This window comes from Microbacterium lacus (genome assembly GCF_039531105.1).
Taxonomy (GTDB): Bacteria; Actinomycetota; Actinomycetes; order Actinomycetales; family Microbacteriaceae; genus Microbacterium; species Microbacterium lacus.
Genome location: NZ_BAAAPK010000002.1, coordinates 1 through 23,963, shown reverse-complemented (window position 1 = coordinate 23,963; position 23,963 = coordinate 1). Strand labels below are relative to the sequence as shown.

Annotated in this window: 20 protein-coding genes; 12 read left to right on the top strand and 8 right to left on the bottom strand. The window is 70.2% G+C overall.

What is annotated here, in order from left to right:
• Positions 1–48: 48 nt before the first annotated feature.
• From ABD197_RS15630 to ABD197_RS15620, 3 genes are read left to right on the top strand one after another with little or no spacing between them, the layout of a single operon-like run.
• Entirely contained in the window at positions 49–483 is a 435-nt protein-coding gene (locus ABD197_RS15630) for a hypothetical protein (RefSeq protein WP_344055905.1), read from the top strand.
• Positions 483–710, top strand: coding sequence for a helix-turn-helix transcriptional regulator (locus ABD197_RS15625; RefSeq protein WP_344055904.1), 228 nt, complete (start codon positions 483–485; stop codon positions 708–710). Before ABD197_RS15630 ends, ABD197_RS15625 begins: the two co-directional genes overlap by 1 nt.
• Complete coding sequence (locus ABD197_RS15620; RefSeq protein WP_344055903.1) at positions 707–1,711, top strand: NAD(P)-dependent alcohol dehydrogenase; 1,005 nt, start codon at positions 707–709, stop codon at positions 1,709–1,711. Before ABD197_RS15625 ends, ABD197_RS15620 begins: the two co-directional genes overlap by 4 nt.
• A gap of 6 nt (positions 1,712–1,717) precedes the next feature.
• On the opposite strand, the gene ABD197_RS15615 is transcribed toward ABD197_RS15620, so the two are convergent.
• Positions 1,718–3,670: an MDR family MFS transporter gene (locus ABD197_RS15615; RefSeq protein ID WP_344055902.1), complete on the bottom strand. Its 1,953-nt coding sequence runs from the start codon at positions 3,668–3,670 to the stop codon at positions 1,718–1,720.
• Between the two features lie 177 nt (positions 3,671–3,847).
• Here ABD197_RS15615 and ddaH point away from each other — a divergent pair, with 177 nt between their 5' ends.
• From ddaH to ABD197_RS15600, 3 genes are all read left to right on the top strand, one after another.
• Positions 3,848–4,738, top strand: coding sequence for a dimethylargininase (gene ddaH / locus ABD197_RS15610; RefSeq protein ID WP_344055901.1), 891 nt, complete (start codon positions 3,848–3,850; stop codon positions 4,736–4,738).
• Complete coding sequence (gene rocD, locus ABD197_RS15605; protein WP_344055900.1) at positions 4,735–5,958, top strand: ornithine--oxo-acid transaminase; 1,224 nt, start codon at positions 4,735–4,737, stop codon at positions 5,956–5,958. Before ddaH ends, rocD begins: the two co-directional genes overlap by 4 nt.
• A gap of 377 nt (positions 5,959–6,335) precedes the next feature.
• The gene (locus ABD197_RS15600) at positions 6,336–10,412 is read left to right on the top strand and encodes a carbohydrate binding domain-containing protein (RefSeq protein WP_344055899.1); all 4,077 of its coding nucleotides are present in this window, start codon (positions 6,336–6,338) and stop codon (positions 10,410–10,412) included.
• 60 nt (positions 10,413–10,472) lie between these two features.
• On the opposite strand, the gene ABD197_RS15595 is transcribed toward ABD197_RS15600, so the two are convergent.
• A complete protein-coding gene (locus tag ABD197_RS15595) occupies positions 10,473–12,050 on the bottom strand; it encodes a molybdopterin-dependent oxidoreductase (protein WP_344055898.1) in 1,578 nt (525 codons plus the stop codon).
• Between the two features lie 103 nt (positions 12,051–12,153).
• On the opposite strand from ABD197_RS15595, the gene ABD197_RS15590 reads away from it, so the two are divergent.
• From ABD197_RS15590 to ABD197_RS15575, 4 genes are read left to right on the top strand one after another with little or no spacing between them, the layout of a single operon-like run.
• Positions 12,154–13,917, top strand: coding sequence for a circularly permuted type 2 ATP-grasp protein (locus ABD197_RS15590; RefSeq protein ID WP_344055897.1), 1,764 nt, complete (start codon positions 12,154–12,156; stop codon positions 13,915–13,917).
• Positions 13,911–14,843 (top strand): alpha-E domain-containing protein, encoded by a 933-nt coding sequence (locus tag ABD197_RS15585; RefSeq protein WP_344055896.1) that lies wholly within the window; start codon positions 13,911–13,913, stop codon positions 14,841–14,843. The genes ABD197_RS15590 and ABD197_RS15585 overlap by 7 nt, the downstream gene beginning before the upstream one ends.
• Positions 14,840–15,685, top strand: coding sequence for a transglutaminase family protein (locus tag ABD197_RS15580; protein WP_344055895.1), 846 nt, complete (start codon positions 14,840–14,842; stop codon positions 15,683–15,685). Before ABD197_RS15585 ends, ABD197_RS15580 begins: the two co-directional genes overlap by 4 nt.
• Positions 15,682–16,425 carry a formylglycine-generating enzyme family protein gene (locus tag ABD197_RS15575; RefSeq protein ID WP_344055894.1) on the top strand — a complete coding sequence of 248 codons (744 nt, stop codon included), beginning with the start codon at positions 15,682–15,684 and terminating at the stop codon, positions 16,423–16,425. Before ABD197_RS15580 ends, ABD197_RS15575 begins: the two co-directional genes overlap by 4 nt.
• 46 nt (positions 16,426–16,471) lie before the next feature.
• Here the strand turns inward: ABD197_RS15575 and ABD197_RS15570 are convergent, their stop codons facing one another.
• Positions 16,472–16,864 (bottom strand): DUF5684 domain-containing protein, encoded by a 393-nt coding sequence (locus ABD197_RS15570; protein ID WP_344055893.1) that lies wholly within the window; start codon positions 16,862–16,864, stop codon positions 16,472–16,474.
• A 54-nt stretch (positions 16,865–16,918) separates the two neighbouring features.
• Entirely contained in the window at positions 16,919–17,803 is an 885-nt protein-coding gene (locus ABD197_RS15565) for an LLM class flavin-dependent oxidoreductase (RefSeq protein ID WP_344055892.1), read from the bottom strand.
• Positions 17,804–17,846: 43 nt separating this feature from the next.
• On the opposite strand from ABD197_RS15565, the gene ABD197_RS15560 reads away from it, so the two are divergent.
• Complete coding sequence (locus tag ABD197_RS15560) at positions 17,847–19,085, top strand: FAD-binding protein (protein ID WP_344055891.1); 1,239 nt, start codon at positions 17,847–17,849, stop codon at positions 19,083–19,085.
• Between the two features lie 114 nt (positions 19,086–19,199).
• On the opposite strand, the gene ABD197_RS15555 is transcribed toward ABD197_RS15560, so the two are convergent.
• From ABD197_RS15555 to ABD197_RS15545, 3 genes are read right to left on the bottom strand one after another with little or no spacing between them, the layout of a single operon-like run.
• On the bottom strand, positions 19,200–20,537 hold the full coding sequence (locus ABD197_RS15555; RefSeq protein WP_425561043.1) for an MFS transporter: 1,338 nt from the start codon (positions 20,535–20,537) through the stop codon (positions 19,200–19,202).
• A gap of 5 nt (positions 20,538–20,542) precedes the next feature.
• Positions 20,543–20,986, bottom strand: a complete 444-nt coding sequence (locus ABD197_RS15550; protein WP_344055889.1) for a MarR family winged helix-turn-helix transcriptional regulator — start codon at positions 20,984–20,986, stop codon at positions 20,543–20,545.
• 6 nt (positions 20,987–20,992) lie between these two features.
• Positions 20,993–22,639 (bottom strand): DHA2 family efflux MFS transporter permease subunit, encoded by a 1,647-nt coding sequence (locus ABD197_RS15545; RefSeq protein ID WP_344055888.1) that lies wholly within the window; start codon positions 22,637–22,639, stop codon positions 20,993–20,995.
• 89 nt (positions 22,640–22,728) lie between these two features.
• On the opposite strand from ABD197_RS15545, the gene ABD197_RS15540 reads away from it, so the two are divergent.
• Positions 22,729–23,580 carry an alpha/beta hydrolase gene (locus tag ABD197_RS15540; RefSeq protein ID WP_344055887.1) on the top strand — a complete coding sequence of 284 codons (852 nt, stop codon included), beginning with the start codon at positions 22,729–22,731 and terminating at the stop codon, positions 23,578–23,580.
• Between the two features lie 6 nt (positions 23,581–23,586).
• Here the strand turns inward: ABD197_RS15540 and ABD197_RS15535 are convergent.
• Positions 23,587–23,963: sugar phosphate isomerase/epimerase family protein (locus tag ABD197_RS15535; protein ID WP_344055886.1), on the bottom strand; the 377-nt coding region annotated here is incomplete at its 5' end.

Sequence of the window (23,963 nt, the reverse complement as noted above, 5' to 3'; positions counted from 1 at the left end):
TCGCGTCGCGTACCGTGATGTCAAACATTCTAGACATCGGGGGATGCCGTGGGGTACGAGGAACGCAACACCTGGGTCGGCCTGGTCGGCAGCGTGATCGCGATGGCGGTCTACACGATCGCCGTCCTGCAGCAGGCCGACGGCGGGCCGCTGACGGAGGTCGTCTGGTGGCCGATCATGCTGTGGACGATCGGCATCGGCGTCGTCGTGATGATCGTGAGCAGCATCCTGTGGGGGATCGTCGCGGGCATGCGCGACCCCGAGGGCGCGACCCGCTCCGATCTGCGTGACCGGGACATCTCGCGGATGGGGAGCCGGGTCGGTCAGGCGTTCCTGGCGATCGCGGGTGTCGGGGTGATCGTGCTCTGCGCGATCGGGGCCGACCGGTTCTGGATCGCCAACACGATGTTCTTCGGCTTCGCCCTGTCGGCGTTCGTCGGCGGGCTCGCCAGCGTGATCGCCTACCGGCGGGGACTCGTCTGATGGTCAAGCCGACGCGGGTCACGAACCGCATCCGGGCACTGCGGGAAGCCACGGGGATCACGCAGGCCGAGCTCGCCCGCCGCATCGGCGTGACGCGCCAGACCGTCATCGCGATCGAGCAGGAGCGCTATTCGCCCACGCTCGAGCTCGCGTTCCAGATCGCCCGCGTCTTCGGGGCCGGCCTCGACGACGTCTTCCAGTACCCCACCGAAGGAGAATCCGCATGAGCACGTATACCGCCACGACGAAGACCATGACCGCCTGGCGCCAGCATCGGTACGGCGGTGCGGACGCCGTCGCCGCCGAGACCGTCCCGGTGCCGGTTCCCCGCGCCGGTGAGGTCCTCGTCCGGGTCGACGCCGTCTCGATCAACTCCGGCGACATCCACCTCATGCAGGGCGAACCCCGCCTCGTCCGGCTCTTCCTCGGCCTGCGCCGCCCCCGCGTCGCCGGTCGGGGGATGGACCTGGCCGGCACCGTCGTCGCGCTCGGCGCGGATGTGACCGGGTTGCGGGTCGGCGACCGCGTGGTCGGCGCGCACCAGGACACGCTCGCCGAGTTCGTCGCGGTCCCGCAGAAGCGGCTGTCGGCGATCCCCGCCGAGGTGTCGACGACGGATGCCGCAGCCCTGCCGATCGCGGGCAACACGGCACTGACCGTCCTGGACCGGTACGGAGTCGGCAAGGACTCGCGGGTGCTCGTGGTCGGCGCCGGCGGCGGCGTGGGCACGCTCACGGTGCAGCTGGCCGCGGCCCTCGGCGCCGAGGTCTGGGCGACGTGCGGGGCACGGGCGGAGGAGACCCTCCGTCGGCTCGGCGCGGCCCGGACGTTCGACTACCGCACGACCGACCTCGCCGATCTGCCCGCCGACCACTTCGACGTCGTCGTGGACATCGCGGGCCTGCAGCCCCTCACGCTCTTGCGTGGACTCCTCCGCCGCGGCGGGAAGGTCGCGCTCGTCGGCGGCGACGGCGGTCGCGTCCTCGGCCCGGTCGGTCGCATCCTCCGGTCCCTCTTCGTCGGGCGGCCCGGCCGCCGCTTCGTCCCGATCACGGCGGTGACGAAGACGCCCGTCACCGAGCGACTGCTCGCGGAAGCGGCATCCGGTCGCCTCACGCCGGTGATCGAGCGCACGTTCGCGTTCGAGGACGCGAGCGCCGCGCTCGCCCACGTCGAAGCCGGTCGCACGGTCGGCAAGGTCCTCGTGCGCGGGGCGCACGCGGGTTGACCGACCCTACGGCTGGACGAGCACCCCGGCGGTGTCGGCGGCCTTCGTCGCCCGGATCAGCTCGTCCTCCTGCGCGTCGTCCGCCGCCTCCTGCAGCGCGGACTTCGCGCGCAGCGGCGGCGTGCGGAAGAACAGCGACAGGATGAACGCCACGATCACGACCCACATCGCGACGCGGTACACCAGCACCGCCGAAGCGTTGAAGGCGATGAGGATCGGCGCGGTCAGCGCGGGAGCCGCGCCCGTGAGGAACGACGTGTCGTCCAGCGCCGCGGAGTCCATCTCGCTCGTGCCGCCGCCCGAGGCGAATCGGTCCTCGATCACGGGGACGGCCGATTCCACGTAGGCCGTGCGCGCGGCGTCGTCGGAGAAGTCGAGCGTCACCGTGCCGTCCTCGGAGATCTGCGCGACCGGGATCTGCTGCTCGAGCTGGCTCGCCGGCACGCCCTGCGCGAGGGCGTCCTCGATCTGGGTGGTCGTGGCGGTCGTGAGCTGGGTGATGATCGGCGCGTAGATCTGGTCCATGATCGCGGCGTTCTCGGGGGCCTCGGCGACCGCCGGGTCCAGCGCCGCATCCAGAGCCGTCGTGAGCGTCTCGGTGTCGGCGAACGAGGTCTGCACGTTCGCGGGCAGCACGGTGAACAGCAGCGAGAGCAGCACCGCGGTGCCGAGCGTCCCGCCGATCTGCCGGAAGAACGTCGATGAGCTCGTCGCGACGCCCATATCGCGGATGCCGACCGAGTTCTGGCTCGCGATCGTGAGGGTCTGCATGAGCTGGCCGAGTCCGAGACCGATGAGCAGCATCCCACCGGCGATGTACCAGTACGAGGTGTCGTACTGCAGGAAGGTCAGGGCGAAGAAGCCGAGGGAGAGCAGCGCCGTGCCGAGGATCGGGAACATGCGGTACCGCCCGGTGCGGGCGATGATCTGTCCGGATCCGATCGAGGCGATCATGAGGCCGAGGATCATCGGCAGCATCTGCAGACCGCTCTCGGTCGGCGTCGCGCCCGTGACGAGCTGCAGGTAGAGGGGCAGGGTCAGCATCGCGCCGAACATGCCGAAGCCGATGAAGACGCCGATCACGGTCGCCATCGAGAACGTCGAGGAGCGGAAGAGCTTCAGGGGGATCAGCGCGTCGTCCTTCATGAGGACCTCCGCGATCACGAAGCCGATCACACCGAGGATGCCGACCACGTAGCACGTGATCGCGAGGGGCGACCCCCATCCCCACTCCCGGCCGAGTTCGGCGACGAGCAGCAGCGGGACGAGTGCGATCACGACGAGCGAGGCGCCCCACCAGTCGATCCGCACGGAGTGCGCGGGGTGGCGGGGGATGTGCAGGAAGCGCAGCACGATGCCGAGCGCGACGAGGCCGATCGGGACGTTGATGAGGAAGACCCAGCGCCAGCCCGCGATCCAGAGGATCTGGTCGGCTCCGGCGAACAGGCCGCCCACGAGCGGGCCGATCACGCTCGAGATGCCGAAGACCGCGAGGAAGTAGCCCTGATACTTCGCGCGCTCGCGCGGCGCGAGGATGTCGCCCATGATCGCGAGCGGCATCGACATCAGGCCGCCGGCGCCGAGGCCCTGAATCGCGCGGAACGCGGCCAGCTCGATCATCGAGGTGGAGAAGCTCGCCAGGAGCGAGCCGATCATGAACACGACGATCGCGAAGATGAACAGCGGGCGCCGGCCGAAGATGTCCGAGAGCTTGCCGTAGATGGGTGTGGAGATCGTGGAGACGATCAGGTAGGCCGTCGTGACCCACGCCTGCTGGCTCAACCCGTTCAGGTCGTCGCCGATCGTCCGGATCGCCGTGCCGACGACCGTCTGGTCCAGCGCGGAGAGGAACATCCCGGCCATCAGGCCGAAGATGACGAACATGATCATGCGGTGCGTCATCACCGGTTCCGCGCCGCGGGTGCGGATGCGACCGGTGGCCGTCGTAGCGTCAGACATCGAGACCTCGGAGCGAGAAGAGGAGCACTCAGCGACGACGGTAGTTGTCGCAGGTCAACTACCTTAGCGCGGATATCGCTGTGCGAGAATGAAATCGGCGTGCCCGAGTCGCCGGCTTCCGCAGCTCCGCCGGGCCCCGAGGACAGCGTCCGCCGCCCCTCTGCACAGGAGCTCATCATGACGCAGAACATCGCGCCGGCATCCACCACCGCCGGCACCACCGCCCGCACCGCGCACCACCGCCGCTACCTGATGTGCCGCCCCGAGCACTTCACGGTGAGCTACACGATCAACCCGTGGATGGAGCCGGCCAACCCGACGGACACGGCGCGCGCCGTCCGGCAGTGGCAGGACCTGTACGACACGTACATCGCGCTCGGCCACGAGATCGAATTGATCGACCCCGTCGAGGGGCTGCCGGACATGGTCTACACCGCGAACGGCGGGTTCCTGATCGACGGGATCGCCTACGGGCCGAAGTTCCGCTTCGCCGAGCGCGCCGGGGAGGCCGGTCCCTTCATCGACTGGTTCCGGGCGGCGGGTTTCGACACCCGTGAGCCGGTCGAGGTCAACGAGGGCGAGGGCGATTTCCTCCTCGTCGGCGACGTGATCCTCGCCGGCACCGGCTTCCGCTCCACCGGAGACAGCCACCGCGAGGTGGGCGAGGTCTTCGGCCGCGAGGTCATCTCGCTCACGCTCACCGACCCCCGGTTCTATCACCTGGACACGGCGATCGCGGTGCTCGATCCGATCGAGGGCATCGAGAACGGCGGACCCGAGCGGGCCAACATCGCCTATCTGCCGTCGGCGTTCGACGAGGCGAGTCAGGCGATCCTCGCCGCGCGCTACCCCGATGCGATCCACGTGTCGGATGAGGACGGCGCGGTGTTCGGGCTCAACTCCGCCAGCGACGGCTACAACGTCATCATCTCGCCGCGCGCGAAGGGCTTCGAGGCGCAGCTGCGCGAGCGCGGCTACAACCCGATCATGGTCGACCTGTCCGAACTCCTCCTCGGCGGCGGCGGCATCAAGTGCTGCACGCTCGAGCTGCGCGGGGCCCGGGCATGACGACCCCGCAGGTTCTCGACGCGAACTCGGCGGCGATCATCGCCGCCGAGGACGAGCACGTCGCGCACAACTACCACCCGCTGCCCGTCGTGATCGCCTCCGGGGAAGGTGCATGGGTGACCGACGTCGAGGGTCGGCGCTACCTCGACCTGCTCGCGGCCTATTCCGCCGTGAACTTCGGCCACTCCCACCCGGCCATCCTCGCCGCGGCGCGCGAGCAGCTGGGCCGCATCACCCTCACGAGCCGGGCGTTCCACAACGATCGGCTCGGCGGGTTCGCCGCCGCGCTGGCCGAGCTGTGCGGCAAGGACCTCGTGCTGCCGATGAACACCGGCGCCGAGGCGGTCGAGACCGGCATCAAGGTGGCCCGCGCGTGGGGCTACCGCGTGAAGGGCATTCCCGCCGATCGCGCGACGGTGATCGTGGCGGGAGGCAACTTCCACGGTCGCACGACGACGATCGTGGGCTTCAGTGACGACCCGCAGGCGCGCGACGGCTTCGGGCCGTACGCCCCGGGCTTCGTGACGGTGCCCTACGGGGATGCCGCAGCCCTCGAGGCAGCGATCGACGAGAACACGGCAGCGGTGCTGCTGGAGCCGATCCAGGGAGAGGCCGGGGTCGTCATTCCGCCGGCGGGGTACCTGCGCGCCGTCCGCGAGATCACTTCCCGGCACGGCGTGCTCATGATCGCCGACGAGATCCAGTCCGGGCTCGGCCGGGTGGGCGAGACGTTCGCGTGCGACCGTGAGGGCGTGGTTCCCGATGTGTACCTCCTCGGCAAGGCGCTCGGCGGCGGCATCCTGCCCGTCTCCGCCGTGGTGGCGAACCGCGACGTGCTCGGCGTGATCCGGCCGGGCGAGCACGGGTCGACGTTCGGCGGCAATCCGCTGGCGGCGGCCGTCGGGACGCGGGTGGTGGAGATGCTCGCGACCGGAGAGTTCCAGCGACGCGCCGCGGCGCTCGGCGAGCACCTCGAGACGGGGCTCACCGAGCTCGTCGGAGACGGCGTGACCGGCATCCGTGTCGCCGGCCTCTGGGCGGGTGTGGACATCGACCCGGCCCGCGGCACGGGGCGGGAGATCGCCGAGAAGCTGCTCGCGCGTGGGGTGCTGGTCAAGGACACGCATGGACAGACGATCCGCATCGCGCCGCCGCTCGTGATCCGCGGCACCGAGCTGGACTGGGCGGTCGAGCAGCTCCGGGTGGTTCTCGCCGGCTGATCGCCCCGGCGGGCCGGCCCGCCGGCCCGCCCGTTCGGCCTGCGCCGCACCGCCGAGGGCCGTCCGCTCGCCCGGACACTCGGCCTGCGCCGCGCCGGCTGGCCCGTTCACCCGCCCGCCGTCCGGCGCGGCGCCGTCCGGGCGGCCGCTCGCCGGCTCGCCCGTGCGCGGCCGCTCACCCGTGCCGAACGACTGCTGAGAGTGACGGGCGGGGCGGTTCGGGGCCGCCCGTGGCGACAGCTGCCCCACTCAGCCGTCTTTGGGCACCGCTCGCCGGGGAGATGGCCGTTGACAGGGCCGCGAAGCGCGCACTAATCTGTGAGAGCGCTCTCTGGGAGCGCTCTCACGCGTTCGCACCGAAGACGAGGAAGTCTGTCTTGACCCGACCACACCCCAGCCGCCGGGCCATCGCCGCGGCGACCCTCGCGGCTCTCGCCGCGACAGCGCTCGTTCCCACCGCGGCCGCGGTCGCTGAGGAGACCGTGACGACCTTGTACGACTTCGAGGACGGCACGACCTCGCACATCCAGTGGGGTGCCGCCGGCGCAGGGGTGCAGTCCGTGGCCGACTCGGGCGTCGGCTCGTGGTCGGATTCGGTGCCGAACGCGAACGTGCTCTCGTACGGCTTCGACCTCACCGCCGACCCGTTCTACGGAGGAATCGGCTTCGAGTACACGGGCGGGCAGCCCGCGCAGGACTGGAGCGCGTACGACGGCGTGCAGTTCTGGATGTACAGCGACGGCAGCGCCTCGTCGGTGCAGGTCGAGCTTCTCGATGCGGTCACGGCCGACTCCACAGTCCACGACCGCTGGGACGTCGTGGTGCCGCTCGGCCCCGCGGGCTGGAACCTCGTGAAGCTCCCGTTCGCGAGCTTCGGCTACGCCACCGACTACCAGGACGGAGGGGCGCCGAACGACGGCACTCTCGACCTCGACTTCGTCCGCGGACTCCTCTTCCCGGCGAACGCGGGCAAGGCCGTCGTCAAGCTCGACGAGATCGGCCTCTACGCCGGCACGGTCGTCGCTCCCTCGGTCGGCGTCACGACGATCGCCCTCGATGTGGTCGAGGGCTCCGACGCGGTGATCCCCGTGCGCCTGTCAACCGCGCCGACGAGCGACGTGACCGTCGACTTCACGACGGCCGACGGCACGGCGGTCGCCGGAACCGACTACACCGCGACCAGCGGCACCCTCACGTTCGCCGCCGGCGTGCGCGACGCGCAGATCGTCGTCCCGACGACGGCGAACGAGACCGTCGACGGCAACCGCACGTTCACCGTCGCGCTCTCCGGCGCGGCCGGCGCCACGGTCGGCGCTGCCGCGACGACCGTCACCGTGCGCGACGACGATTCCGCACCGGCCGGCGCGATCGGCGTGCTGACCGATACCGTGGAGGACTTCGAGGCGGAGCTGGTGCTGGGGGATCCGGCGGCGGTGCCGCCGGTGGGGTGGTTCGCGGCGCAGGGTGCGGGCAACGTGCCGTCGTTCGAGCGGGTGGCGGATGCCGGTCGTCCGGGTGCGGCGGAGGGCAACGACGCGCTGGCGCTGGGCTTCGACACGTCGTCGTGGGCGGTCGTGATCGACAACTTCACCACGGACGGGTCCACGTGGGTGCCGCAGGACTGGTCGGCGTACCGGGGTGTCGGGTTCTGGATGCGCGGGTCGAACTCGGGTGCGCCGATGTTCGTGGACGTCCTGGACAACCGCACGCCCGGTTCGACGGTCGATGACGCGGAGCGGATGTCGGTGCGGTTCACGGATGACTTCACCGGGTGGAGGTTCGTGGAGTTCCCGTTCTCGGACTTCACGCGCAAGAACATCGGCAACGGCGCCCCGGATGACGGGTTCACGTTGACCGAGGTCCACGGCATCGGCATCGGTGTCGAGCAGACCTCCACCCCCGTCCAGCCCGACCTCCTCATCGACGACATCTCGCTCGTGAAGTACCAGGACGTCGTGGAGGACTTCGAGGCGGAGCTGGTGCTGGGGGATCCGGCGGCGGTGCCGCCGGTGGGGTGGTTCGCGGCGCAGGGTGCGGGCAACGTGCCGTCGTTCGAGCGGGTGGCGGATGCCGGTCGTCTCGGTGCGGCGGAGGGCAATGACGCTTTGTCGTTGGGTTTCGACACGTCGTCGTGGGCGGTCGTGATCGACAACTTCACCACGGACGGGTCCACGTGGGTGCCGCAGGACTGGTCGGCGTACCGGGGTGTCGGGTTCTGGATGCGCGGGTCGAACTCGGGTGCGCCGATGTTCGTGGACGTGCTGGACAACCGCACGCCCGGTTCGACGGTCGATGACGCGGAGCGGATGTCGGTGCGGTTCACGGATGACTTCACCGGGTGGAGGTTCGTGGAGTTCCCGTTCTCGGACTTCACCCGCAAGAACATCGGCAACGGCGCCCCGGATGACGGGTTCACGTTGACCGAGGTCCACGGCATCGGCATCGGTGTCGAGCAGACCTCCACCCCGGTCCAGCCCGACCTCCTCATCGACGACATCTCGCTCGTCGGTCAGGCGGACGCCAACCGGCCGCTCATGATCAACACCGCCCGGGCGATCTTCACGGTCGCGGAAGGGGATGACGCCGAGGTGCTCGTGCGCCTGACCCGTGCCGCGGACCAGGACGTCACGGTGGCGTACCGCACCGAAGAAGCGGTCGACCGCACGTCCACCGAGGACCCGCCGGCCACGCCCGACGTGGACTACGTGAGCACGGGCGGCACCCTCACGATCCCTGCGGGCTCCCGAGACGGTGTCATCACGGTCCCGACGCTCGCCGACGGCAAGGCGGAGGTGGATGAGACCTTCCTCGTGCGGCTCTCCGACCCCGTGGGCGCCGAGCTCAACCCGCTCGCGGTGGCTCGGGTCAGCATCCAGGACAGCGATGCACCGTTGCCGGGCCTGCTCGACGACTTCGAGAACGGCACCGCGGGCCTGGACCCGATCGGCGACGCCGCGCTGTCCACGCGCCTCGTGGCGGCATCCGACGACGACGCGTACGAGGGGCAGGACCTCTTCGAGAACGTGCTCGACATCGACGGCACCGGCGGGTACGCCCGCAGCTTCGCCCAGCCGCAGGACTGGAGCGCACAGGAGGGCATCGGCTTCTGGTACGACGGGCAGGGCGACGGCCGCGGCGTGACGCTGCGCGTCCACGACACGACGCCGGTCGACGCGGGTCCTGAGGACTGGACGCTCGCGTGGTCGGATGAGTTCGACGCACCGGCCGGTACCCGGGCCGACTCCCGCTACTGGTCGTACGAGACCGGCGGCTGGGGCTGGGGCAACGACGAGTTGCAGTACTACAGCGACTCGACCGACAACGCGGCGCACGACGGCGAGGGGAACATGGTGATCACGACCCGCGCGGTCGAGGAGCCCGCGGCTTCGGGTCTGGAGTGCTGGTACGGACCGTGCGAATACACCTCGGCGCGCCTGATCACCGAGGGCAAGCTCGAGGTGCTGCACGGCCGCATGGAGGCGCGTGCGCAGATGCCGGACGGCGAAGCGGGCATCTGGCCGGCCATCTGGTCGCTGGGCAACGACTTCCGTGACGTCGGATGGCCGCGTACCGGCGAGATCGACATCATGGAGTACGTCGGCAAACTCCCCGAGGAGATCTTCGGCACGATCCACGGCCCCGGGTACAGCGGCGGCCAGGCCTACGGCGACACATACGACTTCGGTGAAGACCTGAGCAACGAGTGGCTGACGTTCGCGGTGGAGTGGGAAGAGGGCGAGATCCGCTGGTACGTGCAACGCGACGGCGGCGAGGAGATCCTGTTCCACACCGCGACGCCCGAGGACATCGCGCCGAACGACTGGGTGTACGAGCACCCGTTCACCCTCCTGATGAACATGGCGGTCGGCGGCAACTTCGGTGGCCCGCTTGCGGACACCCTCGCCTTTCCGCAGCGGCTGAAGGTCGACTACGTACGCGTCTACCAGGCGCCGCAGGAGACCGAGAAGTTCGAGGCGACGTTCACGGACGATGAGGCGGGGTGGCGGTTCGTGCAGCTGCCGTTCGCCGACTTCGCGCGGTCGGCTCAGCAGCAGGAGGGCGCCGCGGACGACGGCTTCGGTCGCACGGCGGTGACCGGCTACGAGATCGAGGTCGCCGGTGCTCCGCTGCCGGACGCCACGAGCCTGTCGCTGTTCGCCGCGCCCGAGGGCGCAGTGAGCCTGGACAAGGTACAGGTGCTCACCGAAGTCACCGACCCGACCACCGGCGGCGGTGGCGACGGTGACGGCGACGGAAACGGGAACGGTGACGGGACCGGGACCGGTACGGGCTCCACCGGCGGCGCGTCCGGTGGTCAGGCCTCCGGCGGTGCGGGCGGTCTCGCGACGACGGGCGGAGTCGATGTGACGCCGCTCGCCGGGCTCGCCCTGCTGCTCCTGGGACTGGGCGCCCTGCTCATGCGACGCCGACGGAAGACCCGCGCCGAGCACTGACAGCACCCGTGCGGCATCCGTTCTTCCGGGGACGGATGCCGCACCGCTGCGTGCGGCCGGTCAGGCGAAGACCGAGATGAAGCGCTCGTGCCAGCCGGTCGCGCCGTCGGGATCGACGCGCGAGACGTCGGCGGTCTGCACCTCACCCGTCGCGCTGACGGCCCGGCAGCGGATCAGGTGATCGCCGACGGTCGCCGTCCACGGGATGCTCCACTGCACCCACGTGTCGTTCGAGATCGCGGTGGCGAGCGTCGCCTGCTGCCACTCGCCCTCGTCGATCTGGACCTCGACCGCGGAGATGCCGACCTGCTGCTGCCACGCGACGCCGGCGATCACCGAGTCGCCCGCGCTCATGCCCTGCTGCTTCTTGGGGACGTCGATGCGCGACTGCAGCTTGATGGGTCCCCGCTCGGACCACCCGCGGGTCGTCCAGTACGCGGTGGCCTTGTCGAATCGCGTGACCTCGAGCTCGGTGACCCACTTCGTCGCCGAGACGTAGCCGTACAGGCCCGGCACGACCATCCGCACCGGGAAGCCGTGCTCGGGCGGGAGCGGTTCACCGTTCATCCCGACCGCGAGGATCGCATTCCGCTCGTCCGTGAGCGCCTCGATCGGCGAACTCGCGGTGAAGCCGTCGATCGAGCGGGAGAGCACCATGTCGGCATCCGCCTGCGGCACGGCCCGGGCCAGGAGCTCGCGGATCGGGTACCCCAGCCACAGCGCGTTGCCGATCAGGTCGCCGCCGACGGGGTTCGACACGCAGGCGAGGGTCGTGTGGCTCTCTTCGAGCGGGAGCGCGAGCAGTTCGTCCCACGTGAGGGTCACTTCGTTCTCGACCATGCCGTGGATGCGCAGGCTCCACTCCGCCGGGTCGATCTGCGGCACGATCAGCGCGGTGTCGATCCGGTAGAACCGGTCGTTCGGGGTGACCACCGGGTCGAGCCCCGTGATGCCGAGCTCGGCACCTGCCGGGACGGGGGCTGCTGCGACGGCGGGCGTCGGCAGGGTGAGCGCTTCGCGCACCGCCGTCACCGCGCGCGAGCCCGCCCGCGCGACGCTCGAGCCGACGGTCGCGAGCACGCCGACCGCGGCGGTGCCCACGGTCCACAGCAGGAAGGTGCGACGGGATGCCGCCGCCGGGCGGACCGCCGTCTCCTCGGCATCCGATCCGACGTCCTCCGCCGGTGCGGTCGCGCGTTCGGGAAGACGGGCGATCAGCAGGTTCAGCGCGAGCGCCGCGGCCACGCCCGCGGAGAGCGAGGGGACCCAGTCGAGCTGGCCGGGATTCGCGCGCGTCATGGCCGCGAGCACCCCGACACCGCCGAAGACGATCATGAGCGCGAGCCCGAACGGCGGACGCGCGCGTTCGATCAGCCCCGCGATCGCGGCGACGAGGACGAGCACGATGCTGATCCCGACGATGAGCGCGATCTTGTCGGCGGTGCCGAACAGGGCGATCGCCGTCTCCTTCGCCCACGCCGGTGCGAAGTCGATCAGGGCGGAGCCGATCACCGCGACCGGGCTCGCCGCCGGGGCGACGAACACCGCGACGATCTCGCCGACACCCGCGCCGAACAGGGCCGCGGCGATCCCCGCGACCGCCGCCGCGGCGGGAGAAGTCCTCGTTGCACGCGCCACGTCACGAGCCTACGACCGCGCGGGCGCGTGCGGCCGGGAATGGCCCGGATCCGCCCGTGCAGGCGAAACACGCGGGCAACAAGCCCCGGACTAGAGTCGTCGCATGGGTGATCTCTTCGACGGCTACGGCTCCACTCTGGCGCCCCGAAAGACGGCGTCCGGCATCCCCGCGTTCGACGAGATGTTCGGTGCGCCGACGCATCCCGGCGACCCCGCGGAGTCGCGCGCGGCCTACCGCGAGCTGTACCAGGCCCTCGCCCAGATGACGCAGGAGGAGCTCCGCGGACGCACCGAGTCGCTCGCCAGCTCCTACCTCGCCCAGGGGGTCACGTTCGACTTCGCGGGCGAGGAGCGGCCCTTCCCGCTGGATGCCGTACCCCGGGTCATCACGTACGACGAGTGGTCGCGCGTCGAAGCCGGGGTGAAGCAGCGCGTCAAGGCGCTCGAGGCGTTCCTCGACGACGCGTACGGACGTCAGCACTGCGTCCGCGACGGCGTGCTGCCCGCGGGTCTCATCGCCTCGTCGCAGTACTTCTACCGGCAGGCGGCGGGCATCCAGAGCGCGAACGGCGTGCGCATCCAGGTGTCCGGCATCGATCTGATCCGCGACGAGCACGGCGAGATGCGCGTGCTCGAGGACAACGTCCGCGTTCCGAGCGGCGTGAGCTACGTGATCTCCAACCGCCGGGTGATGGCTCAGACGCTCCCCGAGCTGTTCGTCTCGATGCGCGTGCGTCCGGTCGGGGACTACCCGAACAAGCTCCTCGCCGCCCTGCGCGCTTCGGCGCCGGCGGGCATCGAGGACCCCAACGTCGTCGTGCTGACCCCGGGTGTCTACAACTCCGCCTACTTCGAGCACACCCTGCTCGCCCGCCTCATGGGCGTCGAGCTCGTGGAGGGGCGCGACCTCCTGTGCGTGGGCGGCAAGGTGTTCATGCGCACGACCCGCGGACCCCAGCGCGTCGACGTGATCTACCGGCGTGTCGACGACGAGTTCCTCGATCCGCTGCAGTTCCGCGCCGACTCGATGCTCGGAGCGCCGGGGCTCATGCTCGCCGCGCGCTTGGGCAACGTCACGATCGCGAATGCGGTCGGCAACGGCGTCGCCGACGACAAGCTCCTCTACACCTACGTCCCCGATCTCATCCGCTACTACCTGGCGGAGGAGCCGATCCTCAAGAACGTCGACACATGGCGGCTGGAGGATCCGGGCGCTCTGGAAGAAGTGCTCGACCGGCTGCCCGAACTCGTCGTGAAGCCCGTCGACGGCTCCGGCGGCAAGGGCCTGGTCGTGGGCCCCGACGCATCGCCCGCCGAGCTCGAGGCGCTGCGGCAGCGCCTGCTCGCCGATCCGCGCGGCTGGATCGCGCAGCCGGTCGTGATGCTCTCCACGATCCCGACGCTCGTCGAGGACGGCATGCGCCCGCGTCACGCCGACCTCCGCCCGTTCGCGGTGAACGACGGCGAAGACGTGTGGGTGCTTCCCGGCGGTCTCACCCGCGTCGCGCTGCCGGAAGGACAGCTCGTCGTGAACTCCAGCCAGGGCGGCGGCTCGAAGGACACCTGGATCGTCGGAGGTTCCGCGCCGAGCCATGTCGAATACGGTCAGGGCAGCGGCCTGGCCGGCCTCGTCGCCGATCAGGCGGCCACGGTCACCGCCGCCATCCCGATCATCTACGACGGGCAGCCCCCGCCGGCGCATTCTCCGCAGGACCGCTCGGCTTCGCGCACCGAGCAGCAGGAGCAACAGCAGCAGCAGGCCGATTCACCCGCGAGACCGCATCCGGACGCCGAGACGCAGGGGAATCCCCGTGGTCTCGGCGCGCCGCTGCAGTCTCGCGGACAGAGTGAGGACCGTTCATGCTGAGCCGCATCGCCGAGAGCCTGTTCTGGATCGGCCGCTACATCGAGCGCAGCGACGGCACCGCCCGCATCCTCGACGTGCACCTCCAGCTGCTGCTGGAGGATCCCTGGATCGACGAGGACACCGCCTGCCGGTCGCTCCTGCTCGTCATGGGATCCATCCCGCCTCCGCCGGGCGAGATCGTCCGCCGCGAGGACGTGCTCGCCCGGCTCGCGGTCGACCGGAACAACTCGGCATCCATCGCCTATTCGCTCACGTCGGCCCGCGAGAACGCGCGCCGCGCGCGCGAGATCGTCTCGACCGAGCTGTGGGAGACGCTCAACACGACCAATTCCCGGATGCCGCGACGCCTGCAGACCGACAAGGTGCACGGCTTCTTCCAGTGGGTCAGGGAGCGCTCCGCGCTCGCGGTCGGCATCGTCGACTCTTCGACCAGCCGCGACGAAGCCTGGCAGTTCTTCACGCTCGGCCGGAGCATCGAGCGTGCGGACATGACCGCGCGCCTGCTCGCGACCCGGTCGCTCACCGAGGCCTCCGGTCCGTCCTGGACGACGATCCTCCGCTCGTGCGGCGCGTACGAGGCGTACCTGCGGACCTACCGCGGGATGCCGAGCGCGACCAACGCGGCGGAGTTTCTGCTGCTCGACCGGCTCTTCCCGCGGTCGATCATCTACTCGATCTCGCGCGCCGAGGACTGCATGAGTGCGATCGACCCGCGCGCGGACCGTGTCGGCCACTCCAACACGGTGCTCCGCGCGCTCGGTCGCATCCGCAATGACCTGGAGTACCGACCGGTGAGCGAGATCCTGAACGAGCTGCCCGAGCACATGGACCGCGTCCAGAAGGTGACGCGCGAGGCGTCCGAGGCGATCAGGGCGCGCTTCTTCCCGACGCAGGCCGAGCCGAACTGGATCGGAGAGACCTCATGAGGCGCCTGAGGATCGAGCATCAGACCGGGTTCACGTACCAGGGCGACGTCTCGGCGTCGTACAACGAAGCGCGGATGCTGCCCGGATCGACCGACAGCCAGTTCGTGCTCAGCTCATCGCTGGACATCGAGCCGTCGGCATCCGTCAACCACTACGTCGACTACTTCGGCACGCGCGTGGCGTCCTTCGACGTCCTCTCTCCGCACTCGTCGCTCACGATCACCGCGCGCTCGCTCGTGGAGGTCAGGCCGCGCCCTCTCGCGCACCCCGACATCACGTGGGACCAGCTGCACGCCGAGGCGGCGCGCTCGATCGAGACCGTCGAGCAGCTCGGTCAGAGCGCCCGCACCCGTCCGCACGCCGAAGTGGCCGAGATCGCGCGGGCGATCGCCGCCCAGCACGATCGGCCGGCGGTCGCGGCGCACGAGATCGCGATGGCGATCGGCAACGCGGTGGAGTACATGCACGGCATCACCGGTGTGCACTCCACGGCCGCAGAGGCGTGGGAGGCGCGCAAGGGCGTCTGCCAGGACATCGCGCACATCACGCTCGGCGCACTCCGCGAGGTCGGCATCCCGGCCCGCTACGTGTCGGGCTATCTGCACCCGCGCCCCGAGGCGGACGTCGGGGTTCCGGTGACCGGGGAGTCCCACGCGTGGGTGGAGTGGTTCGCGGGCGACTGGCAGGGCTTCGATCCCACGAACAACCTCGACATCGGCGACCGTCACGTGCTCGTCGGGCGCGGCCGGGACTACAACGACGTGCCGCCGCTGCGGGGCGTGTACGCGGGTCCGTTCAAGTCCCAGCTGCACGTGAAGGTCACGATCACGCGCGAAGCGTGACCGACATCGAGATGGCGCGCATCGCGCCGGGACGCGTCACCCTGCACGATGCGCGGCGCAAGCGCCGGTGGACCGTCGAGCTCGAGGGCTTCGAGATCGGCGTGTATCCGGTCACGCAGGAGCTGCAGGCGGAGCTCCTCGGCGAGCCGGCGCGCCACCCGCGGCGTCCCGCGACCGATGTCAGCTGGCTCCGCGCGGTCCGACTGTGCAATGCGGCCTCCGAATGGGAAGGCCTCGACGCGGCGTACACGTTCGACGGCGAGGAGGTCACGTGGCATGTCGACTCCGACGGCTACCGCCTGCCGACCGAGGCCGAGTGGGAGTACGCGTGCCGCGCGGGGTCGACCGGGCCGCACTACGGTCCGCTCGCCGAGGTCGCCTGGACCGCGGCGGACGGGGTGAGCGCGCCGCAGGAGATCGGCGGCAAGCTCCCGAATCTCAACGGACTGTTCGACACGCTCGGCAACGTCTGGGAGTGGTGCTGGGACCTCCTGGACCCCGCCCGGTACGACCAGTACCGCGTCTTCCGCGGCGGCGGATACGCAGATGACGCGTGGAGCGTGCGCGCCTCCACGCGGCGGGGCGGGGCTCCGCGCATGCACCATGACGACGTCGGCGTGCGGTTCGCACGCGGCGGCTTCGACGGGACGGATGCCGCGCAGGGCTGGTCGGCTCGGGCCGACCGGGAACGCGCCGATCCGGACGGCCCGTTGCCGTCCGGATGGACGCCGAGACGCTGAGGGCGCGCCTGGCCGAAGCCGGACGCGCCCGTGTGCGCGGGACCGCTCAGGCGGTGACGCGGTTCTTGTCGTACGTCGCCGAGCCGAACCCCAGGATCAGGTAGCCGATCGCGGAGAGGAGCCACAGCAGGAAGATCGAGAACACCGCACCCTGGCCGAACCCCTTGCCGACGCGGAGCGAGACGATGATGTGGAAGATGATGTTCACGATCGGGATCAGGTACAGAAGCCCGAGCCACGCCGAGAAGCCGGCGATCTTGACCAGGACGAACGCGTTCACGATCGGGATGATCGCGAGCCAGCCCGGGTAGCCGGCCTTCGTGAAGACCTTCCACAGCGCGATGACGATGATGATGTAGATGACGAGGCCGAAGAAGCCCTGCACCGCGGTGAGGCCGGTGACATCCGCTTGCTGAGTGATTGATGTGAGAGCAGTCATGGCGCTCAGCATAGGGGTCGGTATCCGCACGCCCAGGCCACGTGACGGCGGACGTCAGGGTCGTGTCGACCCCAGGCGGTCGGCAACGTCATCCAGCACGGCCTCGTCGCCGGCGTACAGTCCGCTCTCGCGCGGCCAGTGCGCGACGACGTCGGTGAAGCCCAGCTCGGCCGCCCGGGCCACCTCGTCACGGTACGCGGCGGCACTGCGCAGCGAATACGCCACTTCGTTGTCCAGGGACAGGACGCGGGCGATATGCGGCCGGCCCACCGCTTCGGCGGCATCCTCGAAGCGGCGGGCGAGGTCCGCGACACCGCGCCACCAGTCCTCGCGGTCCTCTTCGGGCCCACCGGTCGTGATCCACCCGTCGCCGCGGGCGGCGGCGTAGCGGATCGCCTTCGGACCGTTGCCGGCCAGCCAGAGCGGTGCGCGCGGCTCCTGCGCCGGCGCGCCCACCATGCGTGCGGCGTCGGCGGTGAACCAGTCGCCGCGGAACCAGATCCCGCCCGAGCCGGGCTCCTCGAACCGCAGGAGCGTGTCGAGCGCGTCGGCGAACTCGACGTATCGGTCGTGGCGTTCGCGGGGGGTCAGCATCCGCTGTCCGAGCACCGTCGCATCGAATCCGGTCCCGCCCGAGCCGACCCCGACGATCAGGCGGCCGCCGGCGATGTCGTCGAGGGTCGCCAGCTCCTTCGCGAACGGAACGGGATGCCGGAAGTTGGGGCTCGCCACGAACAGGCCCAGGCGCATGCGCCCCGTGACGGTCGCGGCCGCGGTGAGGGTCGGGATCGTCGCGTGCCAGCGCTGGTTTGCGAGACTCCGCCAGGACAGGTGGTCGTACGTCCACGCGTGATCGAAGCCGTACTCCTCCGCTCGCCGCCACTTCTGTGCGGCATCCGGCCAGTCGGTCTGGGGGAGGATGACGATTCCGTGTCTCACCCGGGCCACGCTACGCCTCCGGGTGCGCGCGTAGGGTGAGGGGATGCCGCAGAACTGGGCCGGAACCCACGTCTACACCGCTCCGCGCATCGTGAGCGCCTCCAGCGTCGAGGAGGTCCGGCGCGCGGTCGCCGGCGACGGTCCGGTGCACGCCCTCGGCACGCGCCATTCCTTCACCGACCTGCCGGACACGACCGGCACCCTGATCGACCTCGCCGGGCTGTCGGGCGGGTTCGTGCTCGATGAGGACGCCCGCACCGTCGAGGTGGCAGCCGGCACACGCTACGGCGAGCTCGCGCTCTGGCTCGACGGGCGCGGGTGGGCGCTGCACAACCTCGGCTCCCTCCCGCACATCTCCGTGGGTGGGGCGACCGCGACGGGCACGCACGGGTCGGGTGATCGCAACGGCGTCCTCACGAGCGCGGTGCGCGGCATCCGTTTCGTCGGCGCCGACGGCGACGTGCACGACGTGCGGCGCGGGGAACCCGACTTCGCGGCGCTCGCGGTCGGGCTCGGCGCGTTCGGCGTCGTCGTGGCGCTCACGCTCGCGGTGCAGCCGTCCTACCGCGCGCGGCAGGACGTCTACCAGAACGTGTCGTGGGATGCCGCGCTCGAGCGCTTCGACGAGGTGACCGGCGCCGGCTACAGCGTGTCGGTGTTCACACGCTGGGAGCCGGAGCTTCTCGGCGATGTGTGGGTGAAGACGCGCCTCGAGGCAGACGACGACGCGGTCGCGGACGTGCTGCTGGACGGGACGCGCGTGATCGAGGCGAACCCGCTCCAGGGGCTCCCCGATCTCACGGTGCTCGGTGGTGTCCCGGGCCCGTGGATGGAGCGGCTCCCGCACTTCCGGCTGGATGGGAAGCCGTCCTTCGGCGACGAGATCCAGAGCGAGTACTTCGTGCCACGGTCCTCTGCGTCGGCGGCGCTGCAGGCGATGCGCGAGCTCGCGCCGCTCGTGCAGCCGGTCCTGTTCGTGTCGGAGCTGCGGACGGCGGCATCCGATGATCTCTGGCTGAGCGGCGCGTACGAGCGCGACTTCCTCGCGATCCACTTCACGTGGCACAACGACGACGCCGGCGTCCGCGCCGTGCTGCCGGCGGTCGAGCAGGCGCTCGCGCCGTTCGATGCGCGCCCGCACTGGGGCAAGCTGCACCTGTTCGACGCCGCCGACATGGCGCGCGTGCATCCGCGCCTGGCCGACGCACGCGCGGTCTTCGAGGCCCGCGACCCCGGTCGCCGCTTCGCGAACGCGCACCTCGAGCGCATCGGGGTGCGCTGAGCCGCTCCTTGTGCGCGTCGAGTGCACGAACCCGCGCCGAGCGCACGGGTTCTTCGCGCACGGACGTCGTGCTCTGGTGGCGAAGCCGTGCGCTCGGCGAAGCGAGCGCGAGGCTCAGCCCGCGCGACGCAGGGGTGGGGGAGGAAGGCGCAGCGGGGTGGTCTCGGCGACCTGATCCGAGAACTCCTCCGGTGCCGGCGCGATCACCGCGATCGGCAGGGTCTCATCGATCGTGAGCCGGAACCGCCGGTTCTCGCTGCGGCGTACGCGCCCCGACGCCAGGAGCCAGGTCGCGCCGATCGCGAACGCCACCAAGGCGGCCGCAGCGCCCAGGAGGATCGCCATGCGCGGGCCGTACTCCGCCGCGACCCATCCGACGATCGGCGCGCCGATCGGGGTGCCGCCCATCAGGATCGCCATGTACAGCGCGAGGACTCGACCGCGCAGCGCCGGATCGGTCGTGGTCTGCACGTAGCCGTTCGCGGTCGTGAGCATCGTGACCACCGCGAATCCGGTGAACATGAGGGTGGCGGCATACGCCCAGTACCCGGGCATGAGCGCCGACACTCCGGCTGCCGCCGCGAACAGGATCGTCCCGCCGACCACGACGCGCAGGCGCGCCCGGTCGCGGCGCGCGGCCAGCAGGGCGCCCGCGAGGGACCCGATCGCAAGGATCGAGCTCAACAGCCCGAACCCGTCGGCGTCGCGGCCGAACTCCAGTGCCATCGTCGAGGCGAAGATCGGGAAGTTCATTCCGAACGCGCCGACCAGGAACACCATCGCGAAGATGACGATCAGGTCGGGGCGCTTGCCGACATAACGGAAGCCGTCCGCCAGGCGCGAGGCGCCCGCCGTGTTCACCCGCGGCATGAGCTCGTGGGGACGGATCAGCATGAGGGCGATGATCATGCCGAAGAACGTCACGGCGTTGACCAGGAACACCCAGCCCGTCCCGACGGCCACGATGAGCACGCCCGCGACGGCGGGGCCGATCATGCGGGCGCCGTTGAAGGATGCCGCGTTCAGAGCGACCGCGTTCGATGCGTTCTCGCGCGTGACCACGTCGGAGACGAACGCCTGCCGCGCCGGGTTGTCGAACGCCGTCACGACGCCGAGCGCGAGGGCGAAACCGTACATGATCGGGAGCGTCATCGACCCGGTGAGGATCATGACGCCGAGCGCGATCGCGAGGAGCAGCAGCACACCCTGCGTCACCATGAGGAGCTTGCGCCGTTCGAACCGGTCCGCCACCCATCCCGTCACACCGACCAGCAGCAGCGGCGGGGCGAACTGGAGGGCCATCGTGATGCCCATCGCGGCCGCGTCGTTGTCGGTGAGCTCGGTGAGCACGACCCAGTTCTGCGCGGTGGCCTGCATCCACGCGCCGATGTTGGACACGAGCGCGCCGATGAACCACACGCGGTAGTTGAAGACCGAGAAGGACCGGAACATGGCGCTCATCGGTTCACCATCCGCCCCATGATCTCGGCGGCCTTCGCGAGGGTCTCGCGCTCGCCGGGTTCGAGCTCGGCCAGCGCCTCCTCGACCCACGCGTCGCGGCGTCGGGCGGTCTCATCGACCACGGCGCGGCCCGATGCGGTCAGGTCGATCACGACCTTGCGGCCGTCGCTCTCATCCGCGCCGCGGGTGATGTAGCCGGCATCCTGCAGGCAGTTCACGGTGCGGGTCATCGCCGGCGCCGACACACGCTCGCGGTCGGCGAGCTGGGTGAGCGTATGCGGGCCGTGCAGGAACAGCACGGCGAGCACACCGAACTGGCCGTCGCTCATCGAGTCGACCGCGCGCTGCGTGCGCATGCGGCGGGCGAGGCGGAACGTGGCGATACGCAGATCCGACGCCTCCTGGGAAAGGTCGTGGGGGGATGCTGCGCTGTCGGTCATTGATCCTTAGCTTAGTTCATTATCCTTGCTAAGTAAATTCGCCTCGGCCTCCGTCGACGCCTCGGCGTCCTGCTGCTCCCGTGTCTTGTGCGCCCCGCCGAGGGAGAAGGTCGCGATGAGCCCGATCACGAGGAACCCGGTCGCGGCGAAAGCGGACAGGCGGGTGCCGTCCGAGAACGCCGTCTTGGCGGCATCCGCGATGTCAGCCGTCTGCGGGTTGGCCTCGAGGCCTGCGATCGCGCCGCCCGCGGAGTCGACGACGGCGCTCACGACCTGGTCGATCTGGTCGGCGGGCAGGTTCTGCTCCTGCAGAGACGACGTGAGGATGCCGGCGGTGCTGGTGAACAGGATCGTGCCGAGGATCGCGACGCCGAGCGCGGAGCCGACCTGACGGGCGGTGGACTGCGTGCCCGAGCCCTGGCCGGACATCTCGACCGGGACGTCCTGCAGGATGACGCCGGTCAGCTGCGCGGTGGCCAGGCCCACGCCGAATCCATAGACGAACAGCGCCGGGATCAGCCATCCCCACACCGCGTCCGGACCGATGATGAGGCCGACGGAGGCGACGCCGATGATCTCGGCGACGAGGCCGACGCGCACGATCGTGACCGGGGAGATCTTGCCCGACGTCGCTCCCGCGAACCCGCTGGCCATGAACGACCCGATCGCGAGGGAGAGGAGGAGGAAACCGGTCTGCAGGGCGTCGAATCCGAGGACGAACTGCAGCCACAGCGGCAGGGTGAGGATGATGCCGAACTCGCCGAGCGAGATGAGCATCGCGGCGATGTTGCCGTTGCGGAAAGACGAGATGCGGAAGAGCGAGAACTCCAGCAGGACGGACTTGCCGGTGCGCTTGCGGTGCAGTTCCCACGTGATGAACCCGACGAGCGCGAGGAGGGAGATCGCGAACGCGATCGGCACGGGCGACAGGTCGAACGGCCAGGTGAATCCGCCGATCTCCATGGGCGTGTCGGTGAGCCACCAGCCGTATGTGCGGCCTTCGATCAGGCCGAACACGAGCGGGCCGAAGACGAGGACCGACAGGACGGCGCCGAGGTAGTCGATCTTCCCGTAGGTCGGCTCGCGGGACTCGGCGACCGTGAGCAGCACGCCGATGAAGATGATGATGCCGAGGGGCACGTTGATGCCGAACGCCCACCGCCACGAGAACGCGGTCGTGAGCCATCCGCCCAGGAGCGGGCCGACGGCGACCATGCCACCGATCGTCGAGCCCCACACCGCGAAGGCGATGCCGCGCTCGCGGCCCCGGAAGGTCGCGTTGATGAGCGACAGGGTGGTGGGGAGCACCATCGCACCGCCGACTCCCTGGATGAGTCGGGCGAGGATCAGCAGGTCGCCCGAGGGGGCGAGACCTGCCATGACCGAGGCGATCGTGAAGAGGATGATGCCGAGGAGCATCATCCGGCGTCTGCCGAACTTGTCGGCCAGGCTTCCGAAGAGCAGGAGCAGCGCGGCGAAGACCAGGGTGTAGGCCTCCTGCACCCACTGGACCTGGGTGGAGGAGATGCCGAGGTCGTCCACGATCGCGGGGATCGCGACGTTGACGATCGTCGAGTCGACGATGATGAGGGCGACGCCCAGGCTGATGAAGACGAGCCCGAACCAGCGGACGCGGGACGACGATGCGGTCATTTAGCTAGTCTATCTAGCAATCTCCGGATGTCGAGAGGTGCGGCAGTCGACGAGGGCGGATGCCGGCGGGCGCTGTCTAGACTCGCACCATGCCCGAGTTCATCGATGCGCACGGCATCGCGATCGTCTACGACGTCCATCCCGCGCAGGGCACACCTCGGGGCGTGGTGCAGCTCGCTCACGGGGTCGGCGAGCACGCGGGCCGCTACAGCGACCTGATCGCCGCGCTCACCGCCGCCGGATTCGCGGTGTACGCGGACGACCACCGCGGCCACGGTCGCACGGGTCTCAAGCAGCACAGCGAGGATCCATCACGGTTGGGCCGCCTCGGCAAGGGCGGACTGCCCGCGACCGTGGACGCGGTGTGGCAGTTCACCGAGCTGATCCGCGCCGAGAACCCCGACCTGCCGCTCATCCTCCTCGGACACTCGTGGGGGTCGTTCCTCGCGCAGATGCTCGTGAACGACCACGCCGAGGCGTACGACGCGCTCGTCCTGAGCGGCTCGGCGCTGCGCTGGCCCGGCTCGCTGAACTCGGGCGACCTGAACGCGCCGTGGAAGCACAAGGACGCCACCGGCACGGAGTGGCTCTCCACCGACGCCGCGGTCGGTCAGGCGTTCCTCGACGATCCGCTGACGACATCCACCCCGCTGCTGAAGCTGTTCGGGCCGATCGACGCGGCGCGCCTCATGGGCAAGCCGAAGCGCAACCTCGGCCGCGACATCCCGACGCTCCTCATGGTGGGGCGCGATGACACCGTGGGGGGTCCCGTCAGCGTGCACAAGCTCGCCGACGCCTACCGCACCCGCTCCGGCTTCACGGATGTCACGACGTTCGTCTACCCGGACATGCGGCACGAGATCTTCAACGAGGTCGATCGGGCGCGCGTGTTCGCCGACCTCCTCGCATGGCTCGACGCGCGCTTCCCCGCCCGGGACTGACGGCCCTTACTTGGTCGAGAAGGCGGCGTCGAACGCGGCGGCGGGCGGCGTGATCTCGTTGAGTCGGCGGACGAAGGCGAGGGCTTCGGGGGCGCCGATGAGGCGGTCCATTCCGGCGTCTTCCCACTCGACGCTCGTGGGGCCGGTGTAGCCGATCGCGTTGAGCGCGCGGAAGAGGGGCTCCCAGCGCACCGCGCCATGACCGGTCGAGACGAAGGTCCACCCGCGGCGCGGGTCGGCCCATGGCCGGTGCGAGCCCAGCACACCGTTGCGGCCGTCGAGGTTCGTGATCGACTCCTTCACGTGCACGTGGAAGATGTGCTCGGCGAAATCCAGGACGAACGCGACGTAGTCCAGCTGCTGCCAGACGAAGTGCGACGGGT